Genomic DNA, 24,293 nt, shown 5'->3' on the forward strand with positions numbered 1-24,293 from the left:
CAACGGTCCGGTGGAGCGGAGGGGAGGCCCGACGTGCTGCTCGGTACCCATGCCCCGAAGCTCGACGAGAAGGGTCGCGTGATCCTCCCCGCCAAGTTCCGGGACGAACTGTCCGGGGGGCTCGTGATGACCCGCGGGCAAGAGCGCTGCGTCGTCGTCTTCAGCGCGGACACGTTCGAGCAACTGCACGAACGCATCCGCACCGCTCCGATGACGTCGAAGCGCACCCGGGACTACATGCGCCTCTTCCTCTCCGGAGCGAGCGCGGAACAGCCCGACAAGCAGAACCGCGTCACGATCCCGCAGAACCTCCGCGAGTACGCGGGGCTCGAGCGGGACCTGACGGTCATCGGCAGCGGTGACCGTGCCGAGATCTGGTCGACCCCCGCGTGGGAGGCCTACTACGCCGAGGTCGAAGAGGGCTTCGCCGACAACGACGAGGAGGTGATCCCGGGGATCTTCTGATCCGTGGATCGGGACTCCCAGCCGTGGAGCCCTGACATCACTTCCCCGATGTCAGGTCGCATGGATGGGGATCCGGACCCGCGGCCCAGGAGCCGAGGGGCTGCACATGGCAGACGACGACACTCCGAAGTTCCCGCACACGCCGGTGATGCTCGAGCGCATCGTCGACCTCTTCACGCCGACCCTCGAGGGACCCGGCAAGGTCGTCGTCGACGCGACGCTCGGCATGGGCGGACACTCCGAGGGACTGCTGGAGCGGTTCCCGGAGCTGACGCTCATCGGGCTCGACCGGGACACCGACGCGCTCGGCATCGCGGGGGAGCGTCTCGCCCGGTTCGGTGACCGCGTCCGACTGGTGCACACCGTGTACGACGGGATCGCCGACGCGATCGAGGGTGAGGGCTTCGACGAGGTGGACGGCGTGCTGTTCGACCTCGGCGTCAGCTCGCTCCAGCTCGACCGGGCCGAACGAGGCTTCGCCTACAGCCAGGACGCGCCCCTCGACATGCGGATGGACCGGACCGAGGGGCAGACCGCCGCCGACGTCCTCGCCACCTACGACGAGGGCGAGCTGCGCCGCATCTTCCAGCGGTACGGCGAGGAGAAGCTCGCCGGCCGCTACGCCCGGGCGATCGTCGAGCGCCGTGCCACGGCGCCCTTCGAGATGTCCGGCGACCTCGTGCAGGTCCTGCACGATGCGACGCCGGTGGCGATCCAGCGGCAGGGCCACCCGGCCAAGCGGGTGTTCCAGGCGCTCCGCATCGAGGTCAACGCCGAGCTGAGTGTCCTCGAACGGGCGATCCCGGCAGCGCTCGACGCGATCGCGGTCGGTGGCCGGATCGTCGTGGAGTCGTACCAGTCCCTGGAGGACCGCATCGTCAAGCGCGCCCTGACGGCTCGGACGAAGTCGAGCGCCCCCGCCGACCTGCCGGTGGAGCTGCCCGAGCACGCCCCCACCTTCTCCCTGATCGTCAAGGGTGCCGAGCTGGCCGACGAGGCCGAACGCGCCGCCAACCCCCGAGCAACCCCCGTGCGCCTGCGCGCGGCCGAGCGGATCCGGAAGTGACATGAGCACGAACCTCGCACTCGTCGACCCCGCCGTCGTCCCGTCCCGCGCTCCGCGTCCCGCTCGGCACGACCGGCCGGAGCTCGTCGAGGTCACGCCGTCGAAGGCCCAGCGCCGTGCTCGGCCGCGGATCGCCTACGCGGTGGTCGCGGTCGCCGCGCTCGGCATCCTGCTCCTGGCGCAGCTCGGCATCAGCATGGTGCTCAGCCAGGGCGCCTACACGCTGAACTCCCTGAGCGCCGAGCAGACCAACCTGTCGCGCACGCAGCAGTCGCTCTCCGAGGAACTCCGGGTCCTCGACTCGCCGCAGAACCTGGCGCGCAACGCCCAGGCGCTCGGCATGATCGCGAACGCGACGCCGGTGTACCTCGACCCGAAGACCGGTCGGGTGTACGGCACGCCGACCCCCGCGGTCGCCGACCAGGCCACGGCGAGCACCGAGAACCAGGTGCCGAACTCGCTGCTGAGCGACGTCCCCCTCGCCGCGCAGCAGGGCGACACGTCGACGAGCAAGGAGAGCGGTTCCACGACGGGCAGCGGCACGACGGGCGAAACCAACGCTGACACGACGTCTGGCACGGCCGGCGACACCGCCGCCGACGCTGGGAAGACCGCAGGCGCCAGCGCGTCGGGCGGGGCTTCCTCGACGGCCGACGTAGAGTCCGACCCGAACCAGCTCCAGGCCCCCGCCACCCGGTGACCCGGAGGTCGGGACACCGCGCCACCCGGTGACCGGGAGGCCGGGACACCCCGCCATCCCGTGACCGGGAGGCCGGGACACCCCGCCACCCGGTGACCGGGAGGCTGGGACCCCCCCCCGACGCACCACCGCTCCACCCGGGAAGGACCGCACCGCGTGACGAAGACGATCCGCAGCCGACGACTGCGCTACAGCGTCGTGATGATCGCCGTGATCGCCCTGGTGGCGGTCTTCGTGATCCGCCTCGTCGACATCCAGGTCGTCCAGGCCGCCGAGCTGAACGAGCAGTCGAAGGCCAAGCGGAGCATCCCCGTCACGATCTACGGCACGCGCGGCTCGATCGTCGACCGGAACGGCACCGAGCTCGCCGACAGCGTCACCCGGTACAACATCACGACGGCCCCGCGGCTCGTGAAGGAGTTCGAGGGCAAGCTCGGCGGGGAGCGCACGAAGAAGGTCAGCGTCGACACAGCGCTCAAGGCCCTGGCGTCGGCGTCCGGCGGTGACGTCGCCACCATGCAGAAGAACATCGCGGCGAACCCGAAGTCCGACTTCGCCTACCTGGTCAAGGGCCTGGACGTGAAGCACTACGAGGCGGTCCGCGCGCTCGGCATCCCGTGGCTGTACCCGGAGCAGCAGTCCGCCCGGACGTACCCGACGGGCGCGACGACGGGCAACATCACCGGCTTCATGGGGACCGACGGCGCCCAGGCCGGTCTGGAGTACGCCTACAACCAGTGCCTCGCCGGCGCGAACGGTTCCGAGACGTACGAGCGCGGTGAGGACGGCGTCCAGCTGCCCGGCAGCACCGTGACGACGAAGCAGGCCAAGGACGGCGGCACCCTCGAGACGACGATCGACAGCGACCTGCAGTACATGGCGCAGCAGACGATCGCGTCCGCTGCGAAGTCGCTGCAGGCGGAGTCCGCCACGGCGACGGTCGTCAGCGTCAAGACGGGGGAGCTCCTCGCGGTCGCGGACTACCCGACGGTGGACCCGAACGACGTCGACGCCACCACGGACAAGGGTGCCTTCGGCTCGCGTGCGCTGACCGCGTCGTACGAGCCGGGGTCGACGATCAAGGCGGCGATCGCCGCGGCGCTCATCGACCAGGGCAAGTCGAGCCCGACCGACCAGGCGGTCGTCCCGTACTCGCGCTCGTTCCCGTGGGGCGGGTCGATCCACGACTCCGAGTTCCACCAGACCGAGAACCTCACGCTCACGGGCATCCTGCAGAACTCGTCGAACGTCGGCATCACCGAGCTCGGTGAGCGCCTGACCGCGCAGCAGCGGTACGACTACATGAAGAAGTTCGGCCTGTTCCAGCCCGAGTCGGCCATCGACTACCCGGGGCAGCCGTCGATGGACTACGGCACGAGCCCGAACTGGGACCAGCAGACCAACATCAACTCGATGTTCGGGCAGGGCATCTCGACGACCGCGGTCCAGGTCGCGAGCATCTTCCAGACCCTGGCGAACGACGGTGTCCGGATCCCGCTGCACTTCGTGAAGGGCTGCGAGACGGCCGACGGCAAGACGATCGACGCGCCCGACGTGCAGCCGACGCGGGTCGTGTCCGCGAACGCCGCGACCCAGGTCACCGACATGCTGCAGAGCGTGGTCACGGGCGGCACGCTCGTGGGGATGAAGCCGATCTCCGGCTACAACATCGCCGCGAAGACGGGCACGGCCGAGGTGGCCGAGGGGTCGAAGGGCTACGGCGGGCAGCGCATCACGTCGGTGGCCGGAATGGCACCCGCCGAGGACCCCCAGTATGTTGTCACGGTGACGTTCACGAAGCCGCAGGCCAACAAGTGGTCCAGCGGAGCGGCTCCGGCGTTCCGAACTCTCATGTCCCAGGTGCTCGAGAAGTACCGAGTAGCCCCCTCCACGACGCCGGCGAAGACCTACCCGACCACGTGGTGAGGAAGAAGGAGCACTTGTCCGCACGGATCCCCCCGGTCCTCCGACCCGAACACCCGACCCCGAGGGCCGTGGCCGAACTCGCGAACGCGTTCGGACTGCGCGTCGTCGGCTCGGTCGACGCCGTCGAGACGACCGGTGTCACCCTGAGCGCCGCCGAGGTGCAGCCGGGTGACCTCTTCGTCGGCGTGCACGGTGCGAACCGGCACGGCGCGGAGTTCTCGTCCGAGGCCGCCGAGCGCGGTGCCGTCGCCGTCCTCACCGACGACGCCGGGGTGCCCCACGTCCAGGCCGTCGGCCTGCCGGTGCTCGTCGTCGACGACCCGCGGGCAGCACTGGGCGACGTGTCGGCGTGGGTCTACCGCACCCACCCGGACGAGGCCACCGACCTGCCGCAGCTGTTCGCCGTCACCGGCACCAACGGCAAGACGAGCACGTCGTACATCCTCGAGGGGATCCTCAAGCAGCTCGGCCTCGTCACGGGGCTGAGCTCGACGGCGGAGCGCCACATCGGTGCGCTGAGCGTCACGAGCCGTCTGACCACGCCCGAGGCCAGCGAGATGCACGCGCTGCTCGCCCGGATGCGCGAGAGCGAGGTGCGCGCGGTCGCCGTGGAGGTGAGCGCGCAGGCCCTCAGCCGGCACCGCGTCGACGGCATCGTCTTCGACGTCGCGGCGTTCACGAACCTGTCGCACGACCACCTCGACGACTACGCCGACATGGAGGAGTACTACCAGGCGAAGCTCCCGCTGTTCCAGCCCGAGCACGCCCGCCGCGGCGTCGTCTCGCTGGACACCGACTGGGGCCACCGCGTGGTGCAGGACTCCCGCATCCCGGTGACGACCATCACGGTGCACCCGGACGTCGAGGCCGAGTGGCACGTCGAGATCGTCGAGGCCCACGCGGCGTACACCGAGTTCCGCCTGACCGGTCCCGAGGGTCGCGAGCTCACCACCCGTGTGCCGCTCATCGGCTGGCACATGGCCGCGAACGCCGCCCTGGCGATCGTCATGCTCGTCGAGGGCGGCTTCGAGCTCGGTGCCATCGCGCACGCGCTCGAGAGCAACCACCGCCAGTACGCGGACCAGACCGCGGACCACCCGGTCAGCGCGATCGAGTGCTACCTGCCGGGGCGCACCGAGCGGGTCTCCGGCGACCGTGGCCCCAGTGTCTACGTGGACTTCGGCCACAGCCCCGACGCGTTCGAGAACACCCTCGCCGCCGTCCGGCAGTTCACCTCCGGCCGGGTCCTCATGCTGTTCGGTGCCGACGGCGACCGCGACAAGACGAAGCGTGCCGACATGGCCCGCATCGCAGCTGCCGGGTCCGACATCCTCGTCGTCACGGACCACCACCCGCGTTTCGAGGACGCCGCGTCCATCCGGAAGACCCTGGTCGACGCCGCGCGCGAGGCGTTCCCGGAGCACGAGATCCACGAGGTCAGCCCGCCCGAGGCCGCCATCCGCACGGCCGTGGGCCTGCTCGGCGAGGGCGACTCGATCCTGTGGGCCGGCCCCGGGCACCAGGACTACCGCGACATCCAGGGCGTCCGCACGCCGTACTCGGCCCGCGACGAGGCCCGCCAGGCCCTGCGCGAGGCGGGTTGGGAGCCGAACTCCGGCCCGGCCGAGGACATCCGATGATCGCCCTGACCCTCGCCGAGATCGCCGCCGCGGTCGACGGCGAGTTGATCCCCGGTGCCCAGGCGACGGACGTCGCGGACCAGGGCGACCTGGTCGTCGACGGCTCCGTCGAGACCGACTCCCGTCTGGTCCGCCCCGGCAGCGTGTTCTTCGCGCTCCCGGGCGAGGTGACCGACGGCCGCCGCTTCGTGCCCGCCGCGACCGAGGCCGGTGCGGCGCTCGTCGTCACGCCCGAACGGGTGGAGACCACCGCGCCGCAGATCGTCGTGGCGGACGGCTACGCCGCCCTCGCCGCGCTCGCGCACGAGGTCGTCGTGCGCGTCCGGGCGTCGAACGCAGACCGTGTCGACGCCGAGGGCCGTCCGGCGCCGCTCAACGTCGTCGGCATCACGGGTTCGAACGGCAAGACGAGCACGAAGAACATGCTCCGCACGATCCTCGAGCAGCACGGCGAGACCGTCGCGCCGCAGGGATCGTTCAACAACCACGTCGGCGCGCCGATCTCGATGCTCCGGATCACGTACGACACCCGCTTCCTGGTCGTCGAGATGGGCGCGAGCGGCGTCGGGCACATCGCGAAGCTCGTCTCGATCGCCGAGCCGGACACCGGCGTCGTCCTCAAGGTGGGCCTCGCGCACGCCGGCGAGTTCGGCGGCATCGAGGCGACGCAGCGCGCGAAGTCCGAGATGGTCACCGGCCTGCCGGCGACCGCGACGGCGCTCCTCAACGTCGACGACGACCGAGTCGCGTCGATGCGGGAGCTGACGGCCGCCCAGGTGGTCGGCTTCGGCACGTCGGCGGACGCCGACTACCGCATCACCGGCATCGAGACGGACCGCAGCGGCACCCGCTTCACCCTCACCGCGCCTCCCGTCCGCGGTGACGCGGAGACGGACCGGCCGGGAGGCACGGATCGCCTCCCCGAGACCGTCGACGTCCGCCTCGCGATCCTGGGTGAGCACCACGCGATGAACGCGTCCGCCGCGCTCACCGTCGCCCACCGGTGGGGCGTCCCCCTCGCCGCCGGCGCCGAGGCGCTCGCGTCGATGACGCGCGCCGAGCGCTGGCGCATGGAGCTCCTCCAGGGCGGCCCGGAGGGCGTCACCGTGATCAACGACGCGTACAACGCGTCGCCCGACTCGACCGCAGCGGCGCTGCGGACCCTGGCGCAGATCGTGCGCCCGGGGGAGCGGACCGTCGCCGTGCTCGGCGAGATGGCCGAGCTCGGCGAGTTCTCGACGGAGGAGCACGACCGCATCGGCCGGCTCGTCGTCCGTCTCGGCATCGGGCAGCTCGTGGTCGTCGGCCGCGCTGCCCTGCCGATCCACCAGGCCGCCACCCTCGAGGGATCGTGGGACGGCGAGTCCGTGTTCATCGAGGACGTCGACGACGCCGTCCGCCAACTGCAGGACATGCTCCGCCCCGGCGACGTCGTCCTCGTCAAGTCCTCGAAGTCCGCCGAACTGCGATTCCTCGGCGACCGCCTCGGAGGTGTCACCGAATGATCGCGCTCCTGATCGCCGGCGCCGTGTCGCTGGTGTTCACACTGCTGCTCACGCCGCTGTTCATCAAGCTGTTCCACCGCCTCGGCTGGGGACAGTTCATCCGCGACGACGGCCCGCAGTCGCACCACACGAAGCGCGGCACGGCGACGATGGGCGGTATCGTCCTCATCATCGGCGCGGTGCTCGGGTACTTCGTCGGGCACCTGGTCGGCCGCGACTCCATCACGCTGTCCGGCCTGCTCGTGCTCTTCCTCATGGTCGGACTCGGGTTCGTCGGCTTCATCGACGACTTCCTGAAGGTCCGGCGGCAGCGCAGTCTCGGCCTCGGCGGGTGGGCGAAGGTCCTCGGCCAGGTCATCGTCGGCGTGATCTTCGCGACCGTCGCGCTCGTGGTGCCGACCGCGAACGGCAAGCCGCCGGCGTCGACCATGGTGTCCGCCATCCGGGACATCCCGTGGCTCGACTTCATGGCGCTCGGCACGGTCATCGGCACCGTGCTCTTCCTCGCCTGGATAGTCCTGCTCACGGTGTCGACCTCGAACGGCGTCAACGTCGCCGACGGCCTCGACGGCCTGGCGACCGGGTCGAGCATCCTGGCGATCGGCTCCTACGTCATCATCGGCTTCTGGCAGTCGAACCAGATCTGCGGCGGTGCGCGCCTCGACGCCAGCACCGAGCACGCCTGCTACACGGTCACCAACCCGCTCGACCTCGCCGTCGTCGCGGCCGCGGTCTGCGGTGGCCTCATCGGCTTCCTCTGGTACAACACGTCGCCGGCGCAGATCTTCCTCGGCGACACGGGGTCGCTCGGCCTCGGTGGCGCCCTGGCCGGCCTCGCCATCCTCAGCCGCACCGAGCTCCTGCTCGTCCTCATCGGCGGCCTGTTCTTCATCGTCACCGGCTCGGTCATCCTGCAGCGGGCGTACTTCAAGATCACCCACGGCAAGCGGATCTTCCGGATGAGTCCGCTGCACCACCACTTCGAGCTGAAGGGGTGGGCCGAGGTGACCGTCGTCGTCCGGTTCTGGATCATCGCGGGACTCTGCGTCGCCGCGGGTGTCGGGCTCTTCTACCTGGAATGGATCGCACGAGTTGGTTGACGCCCGCCTGGAAGGTCTCGACAGCTGGTACGCGACGGGCTGGAAGGGCCTGAACGTCGCCGTCCTCGGTCTCGGTGCGACCGGCTTCTCGGTCGCCGACACCCTGGTCGAGCTCGGCAGTGCGGTCACCGTGTACGCGCCCGACGGGCCGGCCGACACGATCGAGCTGCTCGACGTCATCGGTGCGGGCTTCGAACGCACCCCGCTCGACTCGGTGCCCGCCGCGCTCGAGGCGCAGGCACCCGACGTCGTCATCGTCTCCCCGGGTCTGCCGCCGCACAACGCGACCGTCCAGTGGGCCGTCGAGACGAGCACCGTGTGGGGCGACATCGAGCTCGCCTGGCGGGTGCGCGACAAGGTCGTCCGCGGCCCGATCGCGGCGCCGTGGGTGACCATCACGGGCACGAACGGGAAGACCACGACCACGCAGCTCACCACCGCGATGTTCGCGGCAGGCGGTCTGCGTGCCGTCGCGTGCGGCAACATCGGCGTGCCCGTCCTCGACGTCGTCCGTGACCCGGACGGCTACGACGTGCTGGTGGTCGAGCTCTCCAGCCACCAGCTGCACTACATGCCGACGACCGGTGACGGTGCCGTCGTGCCGCTCGCGAGCGCCTGCCTGAACATCGCCGACGACCACCTCGAGTGGCACGGCTCCGCCGAGGCGTACCGGGCCGCGAAGGCCAAGGTCTACGAGCGCACCGTGATGGCGTGCGTGTACAACACCGCCGACGAGGTCACCCGCCGCATGGTCGAGGGCGCCGACGTCGTCGAGGGGTGCCGGGCCGTCGGGTTCACCCCGGGTGTGCCCGCGCCGGGCGACGTCGGGATCGTGGACGACGTGCTGTGCGACCGTGCCTTCACCGAGGACCGCCGCAACAGCGCGCTCGAGCTCGCGACCGTCGCCGACCTCGAGGCCGCCGGGCTCGCCAGTCCGCACATGACGATGAACGTCCTCGCCGCCGCTGCCCTCGCGCGCGCCGCCTCGGTGCAGCCGAGTGCGATCCAGGCCGCCGTGCAGGGCTTCCGCGCCGACCACCACCGCACCGAGGTCGTGGCGCGTGCCGACGGCATCACCTGGGTGGACGACTCCAAGGCGACGAACCCGCACGCCGCGACCGCCTCGCTGGCGTCGTTCGACACGGTCGTGTGGATCGTGGGCGGCCTGTTCAAGGGCGTCGACGTCGACGGACTCGTCGCCCGCTTCGGGCCCGCTGTCCGTGGTGTCGTGGTGATCGGGACCGACCGCGAGCCCGTGCTGGAGGCATTCCGGCGACACGCGCCCGGGGTGCCGGTCCTGCAGGTCGAAGCAACGGACACTGATCAGGTCATGCCCGAGGCGGTCCGGCATGCCGCATCGGTCGCGAGACCGGGCGACACGGTCCTCCTCGCCCCGGCCGCGGCGTCGTTCGACCAGTTCGGCTCCTACGCGGACCGGGGGCGCCGGTTCGCGGCGGCGGTCCACGAGCTCCTGGGAGGAAACGCCGATGGCGACGACGGATCTTCCGAACGGCCGTAGCAGCGCCGGTCAGCGACCAGCAGCAGCCGGTCGCGACGGTGCCGCTCGTCGCACGAACGGTGCCGTCGTCGCCGTGAAGAACGTGTTCGTCGCGGAGTCGAGCACGTTCTACGCCATCCTCGGCGTCACGCTCTTCCTCGTCATCTTCGGTGTCGTGATGGTGCTCTCGTCGTCGAGCGTCGAGCAGTACGCGAAGACGCACGACTTCTTCGGCGCGGCGTCCCGCCAGGGTCTCTACGCCGTGCTCGGCGTCCCGCTCATGCTCATCGCCAGCCGGGTCCCGGCGCGCTGGTGGCGGAAGTGGGCGATGCGCCTGCTCGGCGCCGCCCTCGTGCTGCAGCTGCTGGTCTACACGCCGCTCGGCATCGAGGTGCAGGGCAACCGGAACTGGATCGGCATCGGGTCGTTCACCGCGCAGCCGTCGGAGGTGGTGAAGCTCGGCCTCGTGCTCGGCATCGCCGCGGTCCTGTACGTCAAGCGCGACAAGATCGACAACTGGAAGGAGATCGTGATCCCGGTGGGGGCGGCCGCCGGCATCGCGCTCGGGCTCGTGATCCTCGGTGGCGACCAGGGCACGGCGATGATCATGCTGCTGCTCGTGTTCGGCGCGCTCTACGTGGGCGGCGTCCGCGCGAAGCACCTCATGGTGGGTGTCGCCGGCATCCTCGTGCTGCTGCCGTTCGTCACGATGTCGTCGGCGTCCCGCCGGGTCCGCATCGACGCGTGGCTGTCCGGGTGCACCGACTCGAACCAGTACCAGGACCTCTGCTGGCAGCCCGTGCACGGCATGTGGGCGCTGGCGTCCGGTGGCGTCTTCGGCGTCGGCCTCGGCAACTCGAAGGCGAAGTGGTCCTGGCTCCCGGAGGCGGACAACGACTACATCTTCGCGATCATCGGCGAGGAGCTCGGTCTCGTCGGCGCCGTCGTCGTCCTGGCACTCTTCATCGTGCTCGCGGTGAACATGATCAAGGTCATCCGGCAGTCCTCGGACCCGTTCGTGCGCACGGTCACCGGCGGGATCATGGCGTGGATCATCGGGCAGGCGCTCGTGAACATCGCCGTCGTGCTCGGCCTGCTGCCGGTCCTCGGCGTCCCACTCCCACTCATCTCCGCCGGTGGGTCCGCGCTCATCATGACGCTCGTCGCCATCGGCGTCGTGCTCTCCTTCGCGCGCGACCTGCCGGGCAAGCACAGTCCCACCCCCACGAACGGATCGCTCCGGTGAGCAAGTACCTCTTCGCCGGCGGCGGCACCGCCGGGCACGTCAACCCGCTCCTGGCGGTCGCCGACCGGCTGACCGAGCGCACCCCGGATGCCGAGGTCCTCGTCCTCGGGACGGCCGAGGGACTGGAGTCGCGGCTCGTCCCGATGCGCGGCTACGAGCTGCTGACGATCCCGCGCCTGCCGTTCCCGCGCAAGCCGAACGCGGCGGCCCTGCGCTTCCCGGGCCGGTTCTGGGGTGCGGTCAAGCGCACCGAACAGCTCATCCGGGAGCACGAGATCGAGGTCGTCCTCGGCGTCGGCGGCTACGCGGCCGCTCCCGCGTACATCGCGGCGAAGCGCACCGGGACCCCGATCGTGGTGCACGAGCAGAACGCGAAGCCCGGCCTGGCGAACCGGCTGGCGGCCTTCCTCACCGAGCACGTCGGTGTGACGTTCTCGAACACGCGACTCCGGCACGGCCGCGTGGTCGGGATGCCGCTCCGTCGCGAGATCGAGTCGCTCGACCGCCGCGCCAGCCGTGCCGAGGGCCTCGCGGAGTTCGGGCTCGACCCGGACGGTCCCGTCCTGCTCGTCACGGGTGGGTCGTCGGGCGCGCGGAGCATCAACCGCACGGTGAACCGGTCCGCAGCGACGATCGTCGGGGCCGGCTGGCAGGTCCTGCACGTCGTCGGCGGCAACTCCGACCTCGGTCCGAGCGACCTCGACGGCTACCACGTGCTGCCCTACTGCGACCGGATGGACCTGGCGTACGCCGCGAGCGACTTCGTGGTCTCGCGTGCTGGTGCCGGCATGGTCTGCGAGCTCACCGCCGTCGGGCTGCCGAGCGTCCTGGTGCCGTACCCTGTGGGCAACGGCGAGCAGCGCCACAACGCGAAGGACGTCGTCGACGCCGGGGGAGCACTGCTCGTCGCGGACGCGGAATTCGACGAGGACTGGGTGACGTTCCAGCTCCTGGACATCCTGCAGGACCGGGCCCGGATCGCCGACATGACGGTCCGCGCCGGCAGCGTCGGACACCGAGACGGCGCCGACCGGATGACGGACCTCGTCCTCGACGCCGGCCGGCCCGCCACCGGCAGCACCACGGAGGAACCATGACCATCAAGCCCGACCTGACGCAGCCGATCCCGGACGACCTCGGCACGGTGCACTTCGTCGGCATCGGCGGCTCCGGCATGAGCGGCATCGCGCGGCTGTTCCTCGCCGCCGGTCACCGGGTGACGGGCAGCGACTCCCGCGAGACCGCAACGACCGGCACCATGCGTGACCTCGGCGCCGAGGTGCACATCGGCCACGACGCCGTGAACGTCGGCGACGCGGACACCATCGTGGTCACGAGCGCCCTGTGGCCGGACAACCCCGAGCTCCTCGAGGCGCAGCGCCGCGGCCTGCCGGTCCTGCACCGCTCGCAGGCCCTCGCCGCGCTCATCGCCGAGCACCGTCTCGTCGCGGTCGCCGGCGCGCACGGCAAGACCACCTCGACCGGCATGATCGTCACCGCGATGGTCGAGCTCGGGCTCGACCCGAGCTTCGTCAACGGCGGGGTCATCCAGTCCCTCGGCACCAGCTCGGCTTCGGGGTCGAGCGACCTGTTCGTCGTCGAGGCCGACGAGTCCGACGGCTCCTTCCTGCTGTACGACGTGGCGGTGGCGCTCGTCACGAACGTGGACGCCGACCACCTCGACCACTACGGCAGCGAGGAGGCCTTCATCGAGGCCTTCGTCGAGTTCGCCGCGAAGGCCTCCGAGCGCGTCGTCATCTCCAGCGACGACGCCGGTGCGAAGACCGTGACGGCCGGCATCCGCCGGCGTTCCGACGCCCCCGAGGTCGTCACGTTCGGCGAGGCCGCCGACGCCGACGTCCGGATCGAGGGCGTCACCGAGTCCGCCGGGGTCGAGGTCGACTTCCGCGCCGGCGGCGAGTCGTACCACCTCACCCTCCGCGTGCCCGGTCGCCACAACGCGGTCAACGCCGTCGGCGCCTTCGCGGTGCTCACCGGGCTCGGCGTCGCCCCCGCGGACGCGATCCGCGGCATCGAGGCGTTCGGCGGCACCCAGCGCCGCTTCGAGCTGCACGGCGTCGAGCGCGGCGTGTCGGTGTACGACGACTACGCGCACCACCCGACCGAGGTCGCCGCGGCGCTCCGGGCCGCGCGCAACGTCGTCGGCGACGGCCGGATCATCGCGATCCACCAGCCGCACCTGTACTCGCGCACCCGGCTGATGGCGGGCGACTTCGCGAAGGTCTACGAGGAGCTCGCGGACCACACCGTCGTGCTCGACGTCTACGGCGCACGCGAGGACCCGGAGCCCGGCGTCACCGGTGCCCTCGTGCAGGAGCGCTTCACCGACCAGTCGCGCGTGGAGTTCCTGCCCGACTGGGACGAGGCGTCCGCCCGGGCCGCCGCCGTCGCGCGCGAGGGCGACATCATCATGACCCTCAGTTGCGGCGACGTGTACCGCATCATCCCGCAGGTGCTGGGAGCGCTGTCCCGGTGAAGCGGCCGGAGGGGTTCGACGAGCGCCCGGTGCAGCCGGACGCACCAGCCGGTGACGCCCGTGCGCCCCGGCAGCGCCGTGCCCCGCTGATCCCGCGGCGCCCGACCGCCGACCAGCAGGCGGACGTCCAGGAGGCCCGGCCCGAGCCCGCCCCGCAGGACACCGTCGACGAGACGGCCACCTCCAGCGCCCCGGAGCAGCCCGGCGCGTCGGCCCGCGACCGCGCGGGTGCGTTCGCCGGCGCCGCCGGTCGTCGACTCGGTGCCGGGCTCGGTGCCGGGCTCTCGACCGTGAAGGACCGGCTGCGCGAGTACACGCCCGACGAGGACCACGCCGGACCGCGCCCCGCCGCGGACGACGCGCCCCGCGGTGACGGGGCGCACCGTCCGGACGGGGGCGCGATCGTCGACGACCTGCACGCGGACGCCCTCCACGACGCGCACGAGAGCCCGATCGGCGCCGGCGTCCGCGCTGCCGAGACCGCCCGCGAGGCCCGGGTCGCCAAGCGTCGTCGCCGCCTGCTCGAGCGTGCCGAGGTCCGTCGCTTCACCCGCCGGAGCCGGCACCGCCGCGCCGCGTGGATCACCGCCGCCAGCATCGTGCTGGTGTTCGGCGTCTCGATCCTCGTCGCGGTGTTCTCGCCGCTCATGGCGCTGCAGACGATCGAGATCAAGGGCACGAACCGCGTCGACGAGACCCAGCTCCGCCAGGCCCTCTCCGACCAGGTCGGCACCCCGCTCGCCCGGCTGGACTTCGACGCCATCAAGCGGGACATCGCCGGGTTCCCGCTCATCGAGAGCTACGTCACCGAGGAAGAGCCGCCGCACACCCTCGTCGTCACCGTGACGGAACGCACCCCCGTCGTCGCGGTGAAGTCGGGATCGTCGTTCGACCTGGTCGACCCCGCCGGCATCGTCGTGCAGTCCTCGCCGAAGCAGCCCGCGAACATGCCCGTCGCCGACGTCGGCAGCGCCAAGCTCGGCTCGAGCGTGTTCCGGACCATGACCGAGGTCGTGCTCGCGTTGCCGTCCGCGGTGCGGCAGCAGGTGACGAGCGTGAAGGCGTCGACGGCAGACGACGTGACGCTCACCCTCACCGACGGGTCGACCGTGGTCTGGGGCAACCCGGACGAGTCCGCCGCGAAGGCCGCCCTGCTCGCCGCCCTGGTGAAGGACCACTCGGCGCGGAACCCCGGGGTCGTCGTCGAGTACGACGTCAGCGCTCCGGACAACGGGATCATCCGCGCGAAGAAGTAGCGGAATCGAGCGACACGCGGCGTGGCGGGGCGACAGCCTGCGGAGCGCACCCGTAGCGTCGAAGCCAGCACCACATCTACCAGCATTGCCCCTGAACTTCAAGTAGAGGTTGAGGGTTCGACCGGAGGCCTGACTGACGTGACCACGAACCACAACTACCTCGCCGTCATCAAGGTCGTCGGTGTCGGCGGCGGCGGCGTCAACGCCGTCAACCGGATGATCGAGCTCGGCCTCCGTGGGGTCGAGTTCATCGCGATCAACACCGACGCGCAGGCACTGCTCCTCAGCGACGCCGACGTCAAGCTCGACGTCGGCCGCGAGATCACCCGCGGCCTCGGCGCCGGCGCGGACCCCGAGGTCGGCCGTCGTGCCGCCGAGGACCACGCCGAGGAGATCGAGGAGGCCCTGGCGGGTGCCGACATGGTCTTCGTCACCGCGGGCGAGGGCGGCGGCACCGGTACGGGTGGTGCGCCCGTGGTCGCCCGCATCGCGAAGTCGATCGGCGCCCTGACCATCGGCGTCGTCACGAAGCCGTTCAGCTTCGAGGGCAAGCGCCGCCAGTCCCAGGCCGAGAACGGCGTCGCCGGACTCAAGGACGAGGTCGACACGCTCATCGTCGTGCCGAACGACCGCCTCCTCGAGATCAGCGACCGCGGCATCTCGATGGTCGAGGCCTTCGCGACCGCCGACCAGGTGCTCCTCGCCGGCGTGCAGGGCATCACCGACCTCATCACGACCCCGGGCCTCATCAACCTCGACTTCGCCGACGTCAAGTCGGTCATGCAGGGTGCCGGTTCCGCGCTCATGGGCATCGGGTCCTCGCGGGGCGCCGACCGTGCCATCAAGGCCGCCGAGCTCGCCGTGGCATCGCCGCTGCTCGAGGCTTCGATCGACGGTGCGCACGGCGTGCTGCTCTCGATCCAGGGTGGTTCGAACCTCGGCATCTTCGAGATCAACGACGCCGCCCGCCTCGTGCAGGAGGCCGTCCACCCGGAGGCGAACATCATCTTCGGTGCGGTCATCGACGACACCCTCGGCGACGAGGTCCGCGTGACCGTCATCGCCGCCGGCTTCGACGGCGGCGAGCCGCAGCAGCAGCAGAAGGAACGCCGCTCGAGCTACGTCGACCCCGACGCCGGCGCGACCGTCCCGGTCGCCTCGGCCGCCGGCACCGGTGCGATCGAGGACTCCTCGCCGTCCTGGGCGTCGCACGAGCACGAGGCGCCGGCGCAGCGCGCCGCCGACCCGGCGTTCGACGACGACGACGACGAGCTCGACGTCCCCGACTTCCTGAAGTAAGTCGACCTTGGCAAGCGATCCGCGCCTCCCGTCCGACTCGTCACCAGACGACGGACCGGAGGCGCGTCTCGCGTCCGTCAGGTCCGGAATCGCCGAAGCGGCGCGCGCCGCGGGGCGGTCGGTCGACGAGCTGACCGTCGTCGTCGTCACGAAGTACCACCCGGCGTCGCTCGTCCGGACGCTGTCCGCGCTCGGCGTCACCGACGTGGGGGAGAACCGCCACCAGGAGGCGCAGGCGAAGGCCGCCGAGCTCGCCGACCTGCCGCTGACCTGGCACTTCGTCGGGCAACTGCAGTCGAAGAAGGCCCGGCAGGTCCGGCGCTACGCGCACGTCGTGCAGTCGTTGGACCGCGACTCGGTCGTCGACGCGTTCGCGCCGACCGACGCCGAGCCGGAGCCGCCCGTCATCGACGGCTTCGTGCAGGTGAACCTCACCGACGACCCCGGTCGCGGGGGCGTGCAGCCCGACGACGTCGAGGCGATGGTGTCCCGCGTGCTGTCCACCGGCACGATCCGGTTGCGCGGCGTGATGGCCGTCGCGCCGCTCGACGAGGAACCCCGTGCGGCGTTCGCCCGGCTGCGGGGGATCTCGGACCGCGTCCGGTCGCTCGCGCCGGAGGCCACGGACATCTCGGCGGGGATGAGCGGCGACTACCCCGACGCCGTGCTCGAGGGCGCGACACACCTCCGGATCGGCACCGCAATCACGGGAGAACGGCCGGTCACGCCCTAGCCTCGTCCCAAGGGCATCCACGAGCACGAACTCCGGAGGAACCATGGCCAACCCGCTGAAGAAGACGATGGTCTACCTCGGCCTCGCCGACGAGGAACTCGAGTACGAGGACGAGCAGCCGCAGCAGCAGCCCGCGCGCCAGCAGGCCGCCCCGGCAGCCGCCCCCGCGCCCGCTCCGGTCGTCCAGGAGGCCCCAGCTCCCGCCGCGGCACCGGCAGCGCCGGCCGCCGCCGAGACCAAGACGCACACCCACCAGCGCGGCGCACAGGTGACCCCGCTCCGCCGCTCGCACACGACCGCACAGAAGGCAGCACCGGTCCAGGAAATGAACGAGATCCTCACCGTCCACCCGCGCGAGTACAAGGACGCCCAGTCCATCGCCGAGAGCTTCCGCGACGGCATCCCCGTCATCATCAACCTCTCGCAGATGACCGAGGCGGACGCCCGTCGCATGATCGACTTCGCTTCGGGTCTGTCGCTCGGCCTCTACGGCAAGATCGAGCGCGTGACCAACAAGGTCTTCCTCCTGTCGCCGGCCCACGTCGCGGTGAGCGGTGAGGCGCCTGAGGTAGAGTCCGACATCGAGGCGTCCTTCTTCGCCCAGTCCTGAGTCCCTCAGGCCCACCCGCCCCGTGAGCGTCGTCACGAGACGACGCACACCCGAGCCGAGCGAGCCCCACCGTGTCCGCGATCTTCACGATCCTGTACTTCCTCCTCCTGCTCTACTTCTTCACGATGTGGGGGCGGTTCGCGCTCGACATCGTGCAGGCGTACAACCGCTCCTGGCGGCCCCGCGGGGGACTCCTCGTGGTCTCCGAGGTCGTCTACACCGTCACCGATCCGCCGATCCGCGCCGTCCGCAGGGCTCTCCCGCCGCTGCGGATGGGGCCGGTGGCGCTCGACTTCGGGTGGACGATCGTGATGCTCGTCGTCATCATCGCGATGACGGTCGTGCGCTACTTGATCTGACCGCGGTTCAGCCGCGACACGCGCCACGCCAGGGCATGGTCACGGTTCACGGTCGCCGTCGGTGTACGGTGGTCGGGATCGATGCTCGCTCCGGCGTGGCATCCGCACCGTTCGGCGCGACTGGTACATTCGGTCGCACCGGTTCGGTTCCACACGTTCAGCAGTTCTATTGAGGTGACGGCAATGGCTTTGACGCCGGAAGACGTAGTCAACAAGCGGTTCCAGCCGACGAAGTTCCGCGAGGGCTACGACCAGGACGAGGTCGACGACTTCCTCGACGAGGTCGTGGTCGAGCTGCGCCGCCTGACGGCCGAGAACGACGAGCTCCGCCAGCGCCTGCAGGCAGCCGAGTCGGCGCCGAAGCCGGCCCAGGCCGAGCAGCCCGCGCCGGTCGCAGAGCCCGAGCCGGAGCCGGAGCCCGCCCCCGTGGCCGCCGCCCCGGAGCCCGCTCCGGTCGCCGCCGCCGCTCCGGCGACGACGGTCCCCGCGGACGAGGACACCGAGGGCACGACGAACCTCCTCACGCTCGCTCGCCGTCTCCACGAGGAGCACGTGCGCGAGGGTGTCGAGAAGCGCGACGCGCTCATCGCCGAGGGCACGGCCCAGGCCGCCCGCCTCGTCTCCGAGGCCGAGGCCAAGCAGCGCCAGATCATCGCCGACACCGAGAACACCAACCGTCAGCGTGTCGCGGTGCTCGAGCAGGAGCAGCGCCAGCTCGAGGGCAAGATCGACGAACTCCGCACGTTCGAGCGTGACTACCGGGCGCAGCTGAAGAGCTACATCCAGGGTCAGCTCTCCGAGCTGGACGGCTCGGGCCCCGAGCAGTCCGGTCTCACCCCGGCGCCGGCATCGGCGCAGGGCTTCGGCAACTGACGTTGTCGCGACCAGCATCACGAGCGAAGGTCAGTGTCCGCGCAATCGCGGCACTGGCCTTCGCCGCTGTCGTCGTGGTGGCGCTCGACCAGGGCGTGAAGGCCCTCGTCGTCGCGAACCTGCCGTACGGCACCGTCGTCCCGGTGCTCGGGAACGTCCTGCAGCTCTTCTACGTGCGGAACCCGGGCGCCGCGTTCTCGTTCGCGGTGAACATGACATGGGTGTTCTCGATCGTGTCGACCGCCGTCGTGGTCGCCATCATCGTGTTCGCCCGACGCATCCACTCGATGTGGTGGGCCCTCGTGCTCGGGATGCTGCTCGGCGGTGCGCTGGGCAACCTGCTCGACCGGCTGTTCCGTGAACCCGGCTTCGGTCGTGGACACGTGGTGGACTTCATCTCGACGCCGTGGATGATGCCGGCGATCTACAACATCGCGGACTCGTTCATCTGCATCAGCATGGTGATCTTCGTCCTGCTCGTCATCCTCGGGGTCAACCTCGACGGCTCCCGCGCCCTGACCGCGAAGCAGCAGCGTGCTGCAGACGCGGCCGGCGACGGGACCGCCGTGGCCGTGCCGGACGGCACCCGTGCCTCCCGGCCCGCGACCGCCTCCGACGACCCCCGTGGGCCGCACGACGGCCGCGAGTCCCTCGGGCACGACGCGACGTGACCGAATCGCGTTCCCTCCCCGTCCCGGACGGGCTCGCCGGTGAGCGTGTCGACGCCGCCATCGCCAAGCTCCTCGGGTTCAGCCGGTCGTTCGCGGCCGACGTCGTGGCAGCGGGCGGTGTGCGCGTCGACGGCGTCGTCGCCGAGAAGTCCGACCGACTCCACGCCGACGCCTGGCTCGAGGTGTCCTGGACGCCCAAGGAAGCGCCGCGGATCATCCCGGTCGAGGTCCCCGGCATGACGGTCGTGCACGACGACGAGGACATCGTCGTCGTCGACAAGCCGGTCGGTGTCGCCGCGCACCCGTCACCCGGGTGGGACGGCCCCACCGTGCCCGGAGGGCTGGCCGCCGCCGGGTTCACGATCGCGACGTCGGGCGCCGCCGAACGTGCGGGCATCGTGCACCGGCTCGACGTCGGCACGTCGGGGCTGATGGTGGTCGCGAAGACCGAGCTGGCGTACACGCACCTCAAGCGCGCCTTCAAGGAGCGTACGGTCGAGAAGGTCTACCACGCGCTCGCACAGGGGCACCCCGACCCCACCACGGGCACCATCGACGCCCCGATCGGGCGGCACCCGTCGAGCGACTGGAAGTTCGCCGTCACGGCGGACGGCAAGCCGAGCGTCACCCACTACGAGACGCTCGAGGCCTTCCGCTCCGCGACCCTCCTCGAGGTCCACCTGGAGACGGGTCGGACGCACCAGATCCGCGTGCACATGGCTGCGACGCGGCACTCGCTCGTCGGCGACACGATGTACGGCGCGGACCCGGTGCTCGCGAACGAGCTCGGGTTGACCCGGCAGTGGCTCGACGCGGTGCGGCTCGGGTTCGAGCACCCGCGGTCGGGTGAGTGGGTGGAGTTCCGGGCGGAGTACCCGGACGACCTGCAGCAGGCGTTGGACCGGATCCGCGCCGCGTAGCGCGCGGGGCGGGGCGGGGTGCGGCGGGGCGGGGCGGTGCGGATGCGGCGCCCGTGGTGGCTGTCCGCGGCGCTTCGTGAGCAGAAATGGTCGGGTCGCGTCGCGTGACGCGACGGTTTCTGCTCACTCGGTGCGCTCGCGGGGCGCGCGTGCCGGGAGGCGCGTGCCGGGCCCGCCCCGCGCCTCCAGGCCGTCGTGGGTCGCGTCCGCCTCGCTTCGTGAGCAGGAACGGTCGGGTCCCGTCGTGCCACCCGACGATTCCTGCTCACTCGATGCGGCACGGACGCGGCGAACGCGGGCCCGCCGGGGGCGACGCGCTCGACGCGCCCGGGAATGTGGGTGGGCGAGGTTAGGCTGTTCCCACCCCGCAGCAGACCGTACGAACCGGAGGTTCCGTGTCGGATTCCGACTCCTTCGTCCACCTGCACGTGCACAGCGAGTACTCGATGCTCGACGGTGCCGCCAGGCTCGGCGACCTCGTGGCCGAGACCGCAGCGCAGGGCATGCCCGCCGTCGCGGTCACCGACCACGGCAACATGTTCGGCGCGTTCGAGTTCTGGAAGGCCGCGAAGGCCGGGGGCGTGAAGCCCATCATCGGGACCGAGGCGTACATCACGCCCCGCACGCACCGATCCGACAAGACCCGTGTGCGCTGGGGCGACGGCGGCGGCGACGACGTGTCGGGCGCGGGTTCGTACACGCACATGACGATGTTCGCCGAGAACACGACCGGCATGCACAACCTGTTCCGGCTGTCGTCGAAGGCATCGCTCGAGGGGTACTACTTCAAGCCCCGCATGGACATCGAGCTGCTCGAGCAGTACCACGACGGCATCATCGCGACGACGGGCTGCCCATCGGGGGAGATCCAGACCCGCCTGCGCCTGGGGCAGTACGACGAGGCCGTCCAGGCCGCCGCCGACTACCGCGACATCTTCGGCAAGGAGAACTACTTCGCCGAGGTCATGGACCACGGGCTCGAGATCGAACGTCGGATCATGAGCGACCTGATCCGGCTCGCGAAGGACCTCGACATCCCGCTGGTCGGCACGAACGACCTGCACTACACGCACGCGCACGACGCCAAGTCGCACGCGGCGCTCCTCTGCGTGCAGTCCGGTTCGACGCTGAACGACCCGAACCGCTTCAAGTTCGACGCCGACGAGTTCTACCTGAAGACCCCGCAGCAGATGCGGCACGTGTTCCGCGACAACCCCGAGGCCTGCGACAACACCCTGCTCATCGCCGAGCGGTGCAACGTCGAGTTCGACACCGCGGCGAACTACATGCCGAAGTTCCCGGTGCCCGAGGGGGAGACCGAGCACTCCTGGTTCGAGAAGGAAGTGGCCAAGGGGCTCGAGTACCGGTACCCGGGCGGCATCACGCCCGAGGTCCAGGAGCGCGCCGACTACGAGGTCGGCATCATCAACCAGATGGGCTTCCCCGGGTACTTCCTGGTGGTCGCCGACTTCATCAACTGGTCGAAGAACAACGGCATCCGCGTCGGTCCGGGCCGTGGCTCCGGCGCCGGTTCGATGGTGGCGTACGCGATGCGCATCACCGACCTCGACCCGATCCGGCACGGCCTGATCTTCGAGCGGTTCCTCAACCCGGACCGCGTCTCGATGCCCGACTTCGACGTCGACTTCGACGACCGGCGCCGCGGTGAGGCGATCAAGTACGTCACCGAGAAGTACGGGTCGGAGCGCGTCGCGCAGATCGTCACGTACGGCACCATCAAGGCGAAGCAGGCGCTCAAGGACTCCTCGCGCGTCCTCGGCTTCCCGTTCGGCATGGGGGAGAAGCTCACCAAGGCGATGCCGCCGCCCGTGATGGGCAAGGACATCCCGCTCACCGGGATCTTCGACAAGGACCACCCGCGCTACAAGGAAGCCGTCGACGTCCGCACGGTCGTCGAGACCGACCCCGAGGCGAAGACGGTGTTCGACACCGCCCTCGGACTCGAAGGGCTGAAGCGCCAGTGGGGCGTGCACGCGGCCGGCGTCATCATGTCGAGCGACCCGCTGATCGACATCATCCCGATCATGAAGCGGGAGCAGGACGGCCAGATCGTCACGCAGTTCGACTACCCGGCAGCGGAGTCGCTCGGCCTGATCAAGATGGACTTCCTGGGCCTCCGGAACCTCACGATCATCAGTGACGCCCTCGACAACATCAAGTCGAACCGTGGGATCGATCTCGACCTCGAGACCATGGGGCTCGAGGACCCCGAGGCGTACGCGCTCCTGCAGCGCGGTGACACCCTGGGTGTGTTCCAGCTCGACGGCGGCCCGATGCGCGGCCTGCTCCGTCTGATGAAGCCCGACAACTTCGAGGACATCTCCGCGCTCATCGCCCTGTACCGTCCGGGGCCGATGGGTGCGAACTCGCACACCAACTACGCGCTCCGCAAGAACGGCGAGCAGGCGATCACGCCGATCCACCCCGAGCTCGCCGAGCCGCTGCAGGACATCATCGGCACGACCTACGGCCTGATCATCTACCAGGAGCAGGTCATGGCCATCGCGCAGAAGGTCGCGGGGTTCTCCCTCGGCCAAGCGGACATCCTCCGCCGCGCGATGGGCAAGAAGAAGAAGTCCGAGCTGGACAAGCAGTACGCCGGCTTCGAGAAGGGCATGCAGGACAACGGCTACTCGGCCGCTGCCATCAAGACCCTCTGGGACATCCTGCTGCCGTTCTCCGACTACGCCTTCAACAAGGCGCACTCGGCGGCGTACGGCGTGGTGTCGTTCTGGACGGCGTACCTCAAGGCGCACTACCCGGCCGAGTACATGGCGGCGCTGCTGACGAGTGTCGGTGACGCCCGCGACAAGCTCGCCCTGTACCTCAACGAGTGCCGCCGGATGGGCATCAAGGTCATGCCGCCGGACGTCAACGAGTCGATCGGCTTCTTCGCCGCCGTCGGCGAGGACATCCGATTCGGCATGGGCGCGATCCGCAACGTCGGGTTCAACGTCGTCGACGACATCGTGCAGGCCCGCACCGAGAAGGGCGCGTTCGAGTCGTTCCACGACTTCCTCCGCAAGATCCCGATCTCGTCCGCGAACAAGCGCACGGTCGAGTCGCTGATCAAGGCCGGCGCGTTCGACGAGTTCGGCGACTCCCGCCGCGCGCTCGTCGAGATCCACGAGGGTGCCGTCGAGGGTGCGGTCAAGGTCAAGCGTGACGAGGCCAACGGCAACGTCGGGTTCGACTTCGACTCGCTCTTCGCCGAGGTCGCCGAGGAACAGCCGAGTGCGGCCGCGGTGTCGCAGGTGCCGGACCGGCCGGAGTGGTCGAAGCGCGACAAGCTCGCGTTCGAACGGGACATGCTCGGCCTGTACGTCTCCGACCACCCGCTCGCCGGGCTCGAGATCGAGCTCGCGAAGCACCAGTCGATCACCATCGCCGACCTCATCGCAGCCGACGACTCGGTGGAGGGCGAGACCGTCACGGTCGCGGGACTCCTCACGAGCGTGCAGCACCGCGTGGCGAAGTCGTCGGGCAACCCGTACGGCATCGTCGACATCGAGGACTTCGGCGGCCAGATCGGCGTGATGTTCCTCGGCAAGACGTACCAGGAGTTCGGTCCGTCGCTCGTCGCGGACTCGATCGTGGTGCTCCGTGGGCGGGTGAACGTCCGCGACGACGGCAAGGCCCTGCACGCGGTGAGCATGTTCCAGCCGAACGTCGGCGACGCCATGGGGTCCGGCCCGCTCACCCTGAGCCTGCCAGAGCGTCAGGCGACGACCTCGACGGTGACCGAGCTCGCGGCCGTCCTCGGTCGGCACCAGGGCGAGACCGAGGTCCGGCTGAAGCTCGTGAAGGACGACGTGGCGCGGACGTTCGAGCTGCCGTTCCCGGTGAGCCTGACGCCGGACCTGTTCGGTGAGCTGAAGAGTCTGCTCGGCCCGCGCTGCCTGGTGTGA

Annotated in this window: 20 protein-coding genes; all 20 read left to right on the forward strand. The window is 70.4% G+C overall.

Going from position 1 to position 24,293, the window contains the following annotated elements; genetic code table 11:
* The first annotated feature begins 33 nt into the window (after positions 1 to 33).
* The 20 genes from mraZ to dnaE all read left to right on the forward strand — a co-directional run bounded on the left by mraZ (position 34) and on the right by dnaE (position 24,293).
* Positions 34 to 465, forward strand: a complete 432-nt coding sequence (gene mraZ, locus ACRQ4B_RS09615) for a division/cell wall cluster transcriptional repressor MraZ (protein WP_022906684.1) — start codon at positions 34 to 36, stop codon at positions 463 to 465.
* Positions 466 to 571: 106 nt separating this feature from the next.
* Complete coding sequence (gene rsmH, locus ACRQ4B_RS09620) at positions 572 to 1,531, forward strand: 16S rRNA (cytosine(1402)-N(4))-methyltransferase RsmH (RefSeq protein ID WP_439691216.1); 960 nt, start codon at positions 572 to 574, stop codon at positions 1,529 to 1,531.
* Between the two features lies 1 nt (position 1,532).
* Positions 1,533 to 2,231: a hypothetical protein gene (locus ACRQ4B_RS09625; protein WP_439691217.1), complete on the forward strand. Its 699-nt coding sequence runs from the start codon at positions 1,533 to 1,535 to the stop codon at positions 2,229 to 2,231.
* Positions 2,232 to 2,387: 156 nt separating this feature from the next.
* Positions 2,388 to 4,157 carry a peptidoglycan D,D-transpeptidase FtsI family protein gene (locus ACRQ4B_RS09630; RefSeq protein ID WP_439691218.1) on the forward strand — a complete coding sequence of 590 codons (1,770 nt, stop codon included), beginning with the start codon at positions 2,388 to 2,390 and terminating at the stop codon, positions 4,155 to 4,157.
* A 14-nt stretch (positions 4,158 to 4,171) separates the two neighbouring features.
* The gene (locus tag ACRQ4B_RS09635; protein WP_439691219.1) at positions 4,172 to 5,797 is read left to right on the forward strand and encodes a Mur ligase family protein; all 1,626 of its coding nucleotides are present in this window, start codon (positions 4,172 to 4,174) and stop codon (positions 5,795 to 5,797) included.
* A complete protein-coding gene (locus ACRQ4B_RS09640) occupies positions 5,794 to 7,302 on the forward strand; it encodes a UDP-N-acetylmuramoyl-tripeptide--D-alanyl-D-alanine ligase (protein WP_439691220.1) in 1,509 nt (502 codons plus the stop codon). The genes ACRQ4B_RS09635 and ACRQ4B_RS09640 overlap by 4 nt, the downstream gene beginning before the upstream one ends.
* Complete coding sequence (mraY, locus tag ACRQ4B_RS09645; protein WP_354030897.1) at positions 7,299 to 8,402, forward strand: phospho-N-acetylmuramoyl-pentapeptide-transferase; 1,104 nt, start codon at positions 7,299 to 7,301, stop codon at positions 8,400 to 8,402. Before ACRQ4B_RS09640 ends, mraY begins: the two co-directional genes overlap by 4 nt.
* Entirely contained in the window at positions 8,395 to 9,921 is a 1,527-nt protein-coding gene (gene murD, locus ACRQ4B_RS09650) for a UDP-N-acetylmuramoyl-L-alanine--D-glutamate ligase (protein WP_439691221.1), read from the forward strand. The genes mraY and murD overlap by 8 nt, the downstream gene beginning before the upstream one ends.
* Entirely contained in the window at positions 9,890 to 11,146 is a 1,257-nt protein-coding gene (gene ftsW / locus ACRQ4B_RS09655; RefSeq protein WP_439691222.1) for a putative lipid II flippase FtsW, read from the forward strand. Before murD ends, ftsW begins: the two co-directional genes overlap by 32 nt.
* Entirely contained in the window at positions 11,143 to 12,243 is a 1,101-nt protein-coding gene (murG, locus tag ACRQ4B_RS09660) for an undecaprenyldiphospho-muramoylpentapeptide beta-N-acetylglucosaminyltransferase (RefSeq protein ID WP_439691223.1), read from the forward strand. The genes ftsW and murG overlap by 4 nt, the downstream gene beginning before the upstream one ends.
* Positions 12,240 to 13,643, forward strand: a complete 1,404-nt coding sequence (gene murC, locus ACRQ4B_RS09665; protein WP_439691224.1) for a UDP-N-acetylmuramate--L-alanine ligase — start codon at positions 12,240 to 12,242, stop codon at positions 13,641 to 13,643. Before murG ends, murC begins: the two co-directional genes overlap by 4 nt.
* Positions 13,640 to 14,899: an FtsQ-type POTRA domain-containing protein gene (locus ACRQ4B_RS09670; RefSeq protein WP_439691225.1), complete on the forward strand. Its 1,260-nt coding sequence runs from the start codon at positions 13,640 to 13,642 to the stop codon at positions 14,897 to 14,899. Before murC ends, ACRQ4B_RS09670 begins: the two co-directional genes overlap by 4 nt.
* Positions 14,900 to 15,037: 138 nt before the next feature.
* Positions 15,038 to 16,198 carry a cell division protein FtsZ gene (gene ftsZ / locus ACRQ4B_RS09675; protein WP_439691226.1) on the forward strand — a complete coding sequence of 387 codons (1,161 nt, stop codon included), beginning with the start codon at positions 15,038 to 15,040 and terminating at the stop codon, positions 16,196 to 16,198.
* A 7-nt stretch (positions 16,199 to 16,205) separates the two neighbouring features.
* Positions 16,206 to 16,931, forward strand: coding sequence for a YggS family pyridoxal phosphate-dependent enzyme (locus ACRQ4B_RS09680; RefSeq protein WP_439691227.1), 726 nt, complete (start codon positions 16,206 to 16,208; stop codon positions 16,929 to 16,931).
* Between the two features lie 43 nt (positions 16,932 to 16,974).
* Positions 16,975 to 17,541: a cell division protein SepF gene (locus ACRQ4B_RS09685; protein ID WP_439691228.1), complete on the forward strand. Its 567-nt coding sequence runs from the start codon at positions 16,975 to 16,977 to the stop codon at positions 17,539 to 17,541.
* 71 nt (positions 17,542 to 17,612) lie between these two features.
* Positions 17,613 to 17,900 carry a YggT family protein gene (locus ACRQ4B_RS09690; protein ID WP_439691229.1) on the forward strand — a complete coding sequence of 96 codons (288 nt, stop codon included), beginning with the start codon at positions 17,613 to 17,615 and terminating at the stop codon, positions 17,898 to 17,900.
* Positions 17,901 to 18,083: 183 nt separating this feature from the next.
* Complete coding sequence (locus ACRQ4B_RS09695; protein WP_439691230.1) at positions 18,084 to 18,773, forward strand: DivIVA domain-containing protein; 690 nt, start codon at positions 18,084 to 18,086, stop codon at positions 18,771 to 18,773.
* Positions 18,774 to 18,775: 2 nt separating this feature from the next.
* On the forward strand, positions 18,776 to 19,444 hold the full coding sequence (lspA, locus tag ACRQ4B_RS09700; RefSeq protein WP_439691231.1) for a signal peptidase II: 669 nt from the start codon (positions 18,776 to 18,778) through the stop codon (positions 19,442 to 19,444).
* The gene (locus tag ACRQ4B_RS09705) at positions 19,441 to 20,364 is read left to right on the forward strand and encodes an RluA family pseudouridine synthase (protein WP_439691232.1); all 924 of its coding nucleotides are present in this window, start codon (positions 19,441 to 19,443) and stop codon (positions 20,362 to 20,364) included. Before lspA ends, ACRQ4B_RS09705 begins: the two co-directional genes overlap by 4 nt.
* 446 nt (positions 20,365 to 20,810) lie before the next feature.
* On the forward strand, positions 20,811 to 24,293 hold the full coding sequence (dnaE, locus tag ACRQ4B_RS09710) for a DNA polymerase III subunit alpha (RefSeq protein WP_439694374.1): 3,483 nt from the start codon (positions 20,811 to 20,813) through the stop codon (positions 24,291 to 24,293).

Source organism: Curtobacterium sp. SP.BCo, from assembly GCF_051903265.1.
Classification (GTDB): domain Bacteria; phylum Actinomycetota; class Actinomycetes; order Actinomycetales; family Microbacteriaceae; genus Curtobacterium.

What these genes read in the sequence shown, in the direction of transcription:
- rsmH (WP_439691216.1), top strand. Translation starts at nt 572, where the DNA reads ATGGCAGACGACGACACTCCGAAGTTCCCGCACACGCCGGTGATGCTC.
- ACRQ4B_RS09625 (WP_439691217.1), top strand. Translation starts at nt 1,533, where the DNA reads ATGAGCACGAACCTCGCACTCGTCGACCCCGCCGTCGTCCCGTCCCGC.
- ACRQ4B_RS09640 (WP_439691220.1), top strand. Translation starts at nt 5,794, where the DNA reads ATGATCGCCCTGACCCTCGCCGAGATCGCCGCCGCGGTCGACGGCGAG.
- mraY (WP_354030897.1), top strand. Translation starts at nt 7,299, where the DNA reads ATGATCGCGCTCCTGATCGCCGGCGCCGTGTCGCTGGTGTTCACACTG.
- ftsW (WP_439691222.1), top strand. Translation starts at nt 9,890, where the DNA reads ATGGCGACGACGGATCTTCCGAACGGCCGTAGCAGCGCCGGTCAGCGA.
- murC (WP_439691224.1), top strand. Translation starts at nt 12,240, where the DNA reads ATGACCATCAAGCCCGACCTGACGCAGCCGATCCCGGACGACCTCGGC.
- ACRQ4B_RS09685 (WP_439691228.1), top strand. Translation starts at nt 16,975, where the DNA reads ATGGCCAACCCGCTGAAGAAGACGATGGTCTACCTCGGCCTCGCCGAC.
- ACRQ4B_RS09695 (WP_439691230.1), top strand. Translation starts at nt 18,084, where the DNA reads ATGGCTTTGACGCCGGAAGACGTAGTCAACAAGCGGTTCCAGCCGACG.
- dnaE (WP_439694374.1), top strand. Translation starts at nt 20,811, where the DNA reads ATGCTCGACGGTGCCGCCAGGCTCGGCGACCTCGTGGCCGAGACCGCA.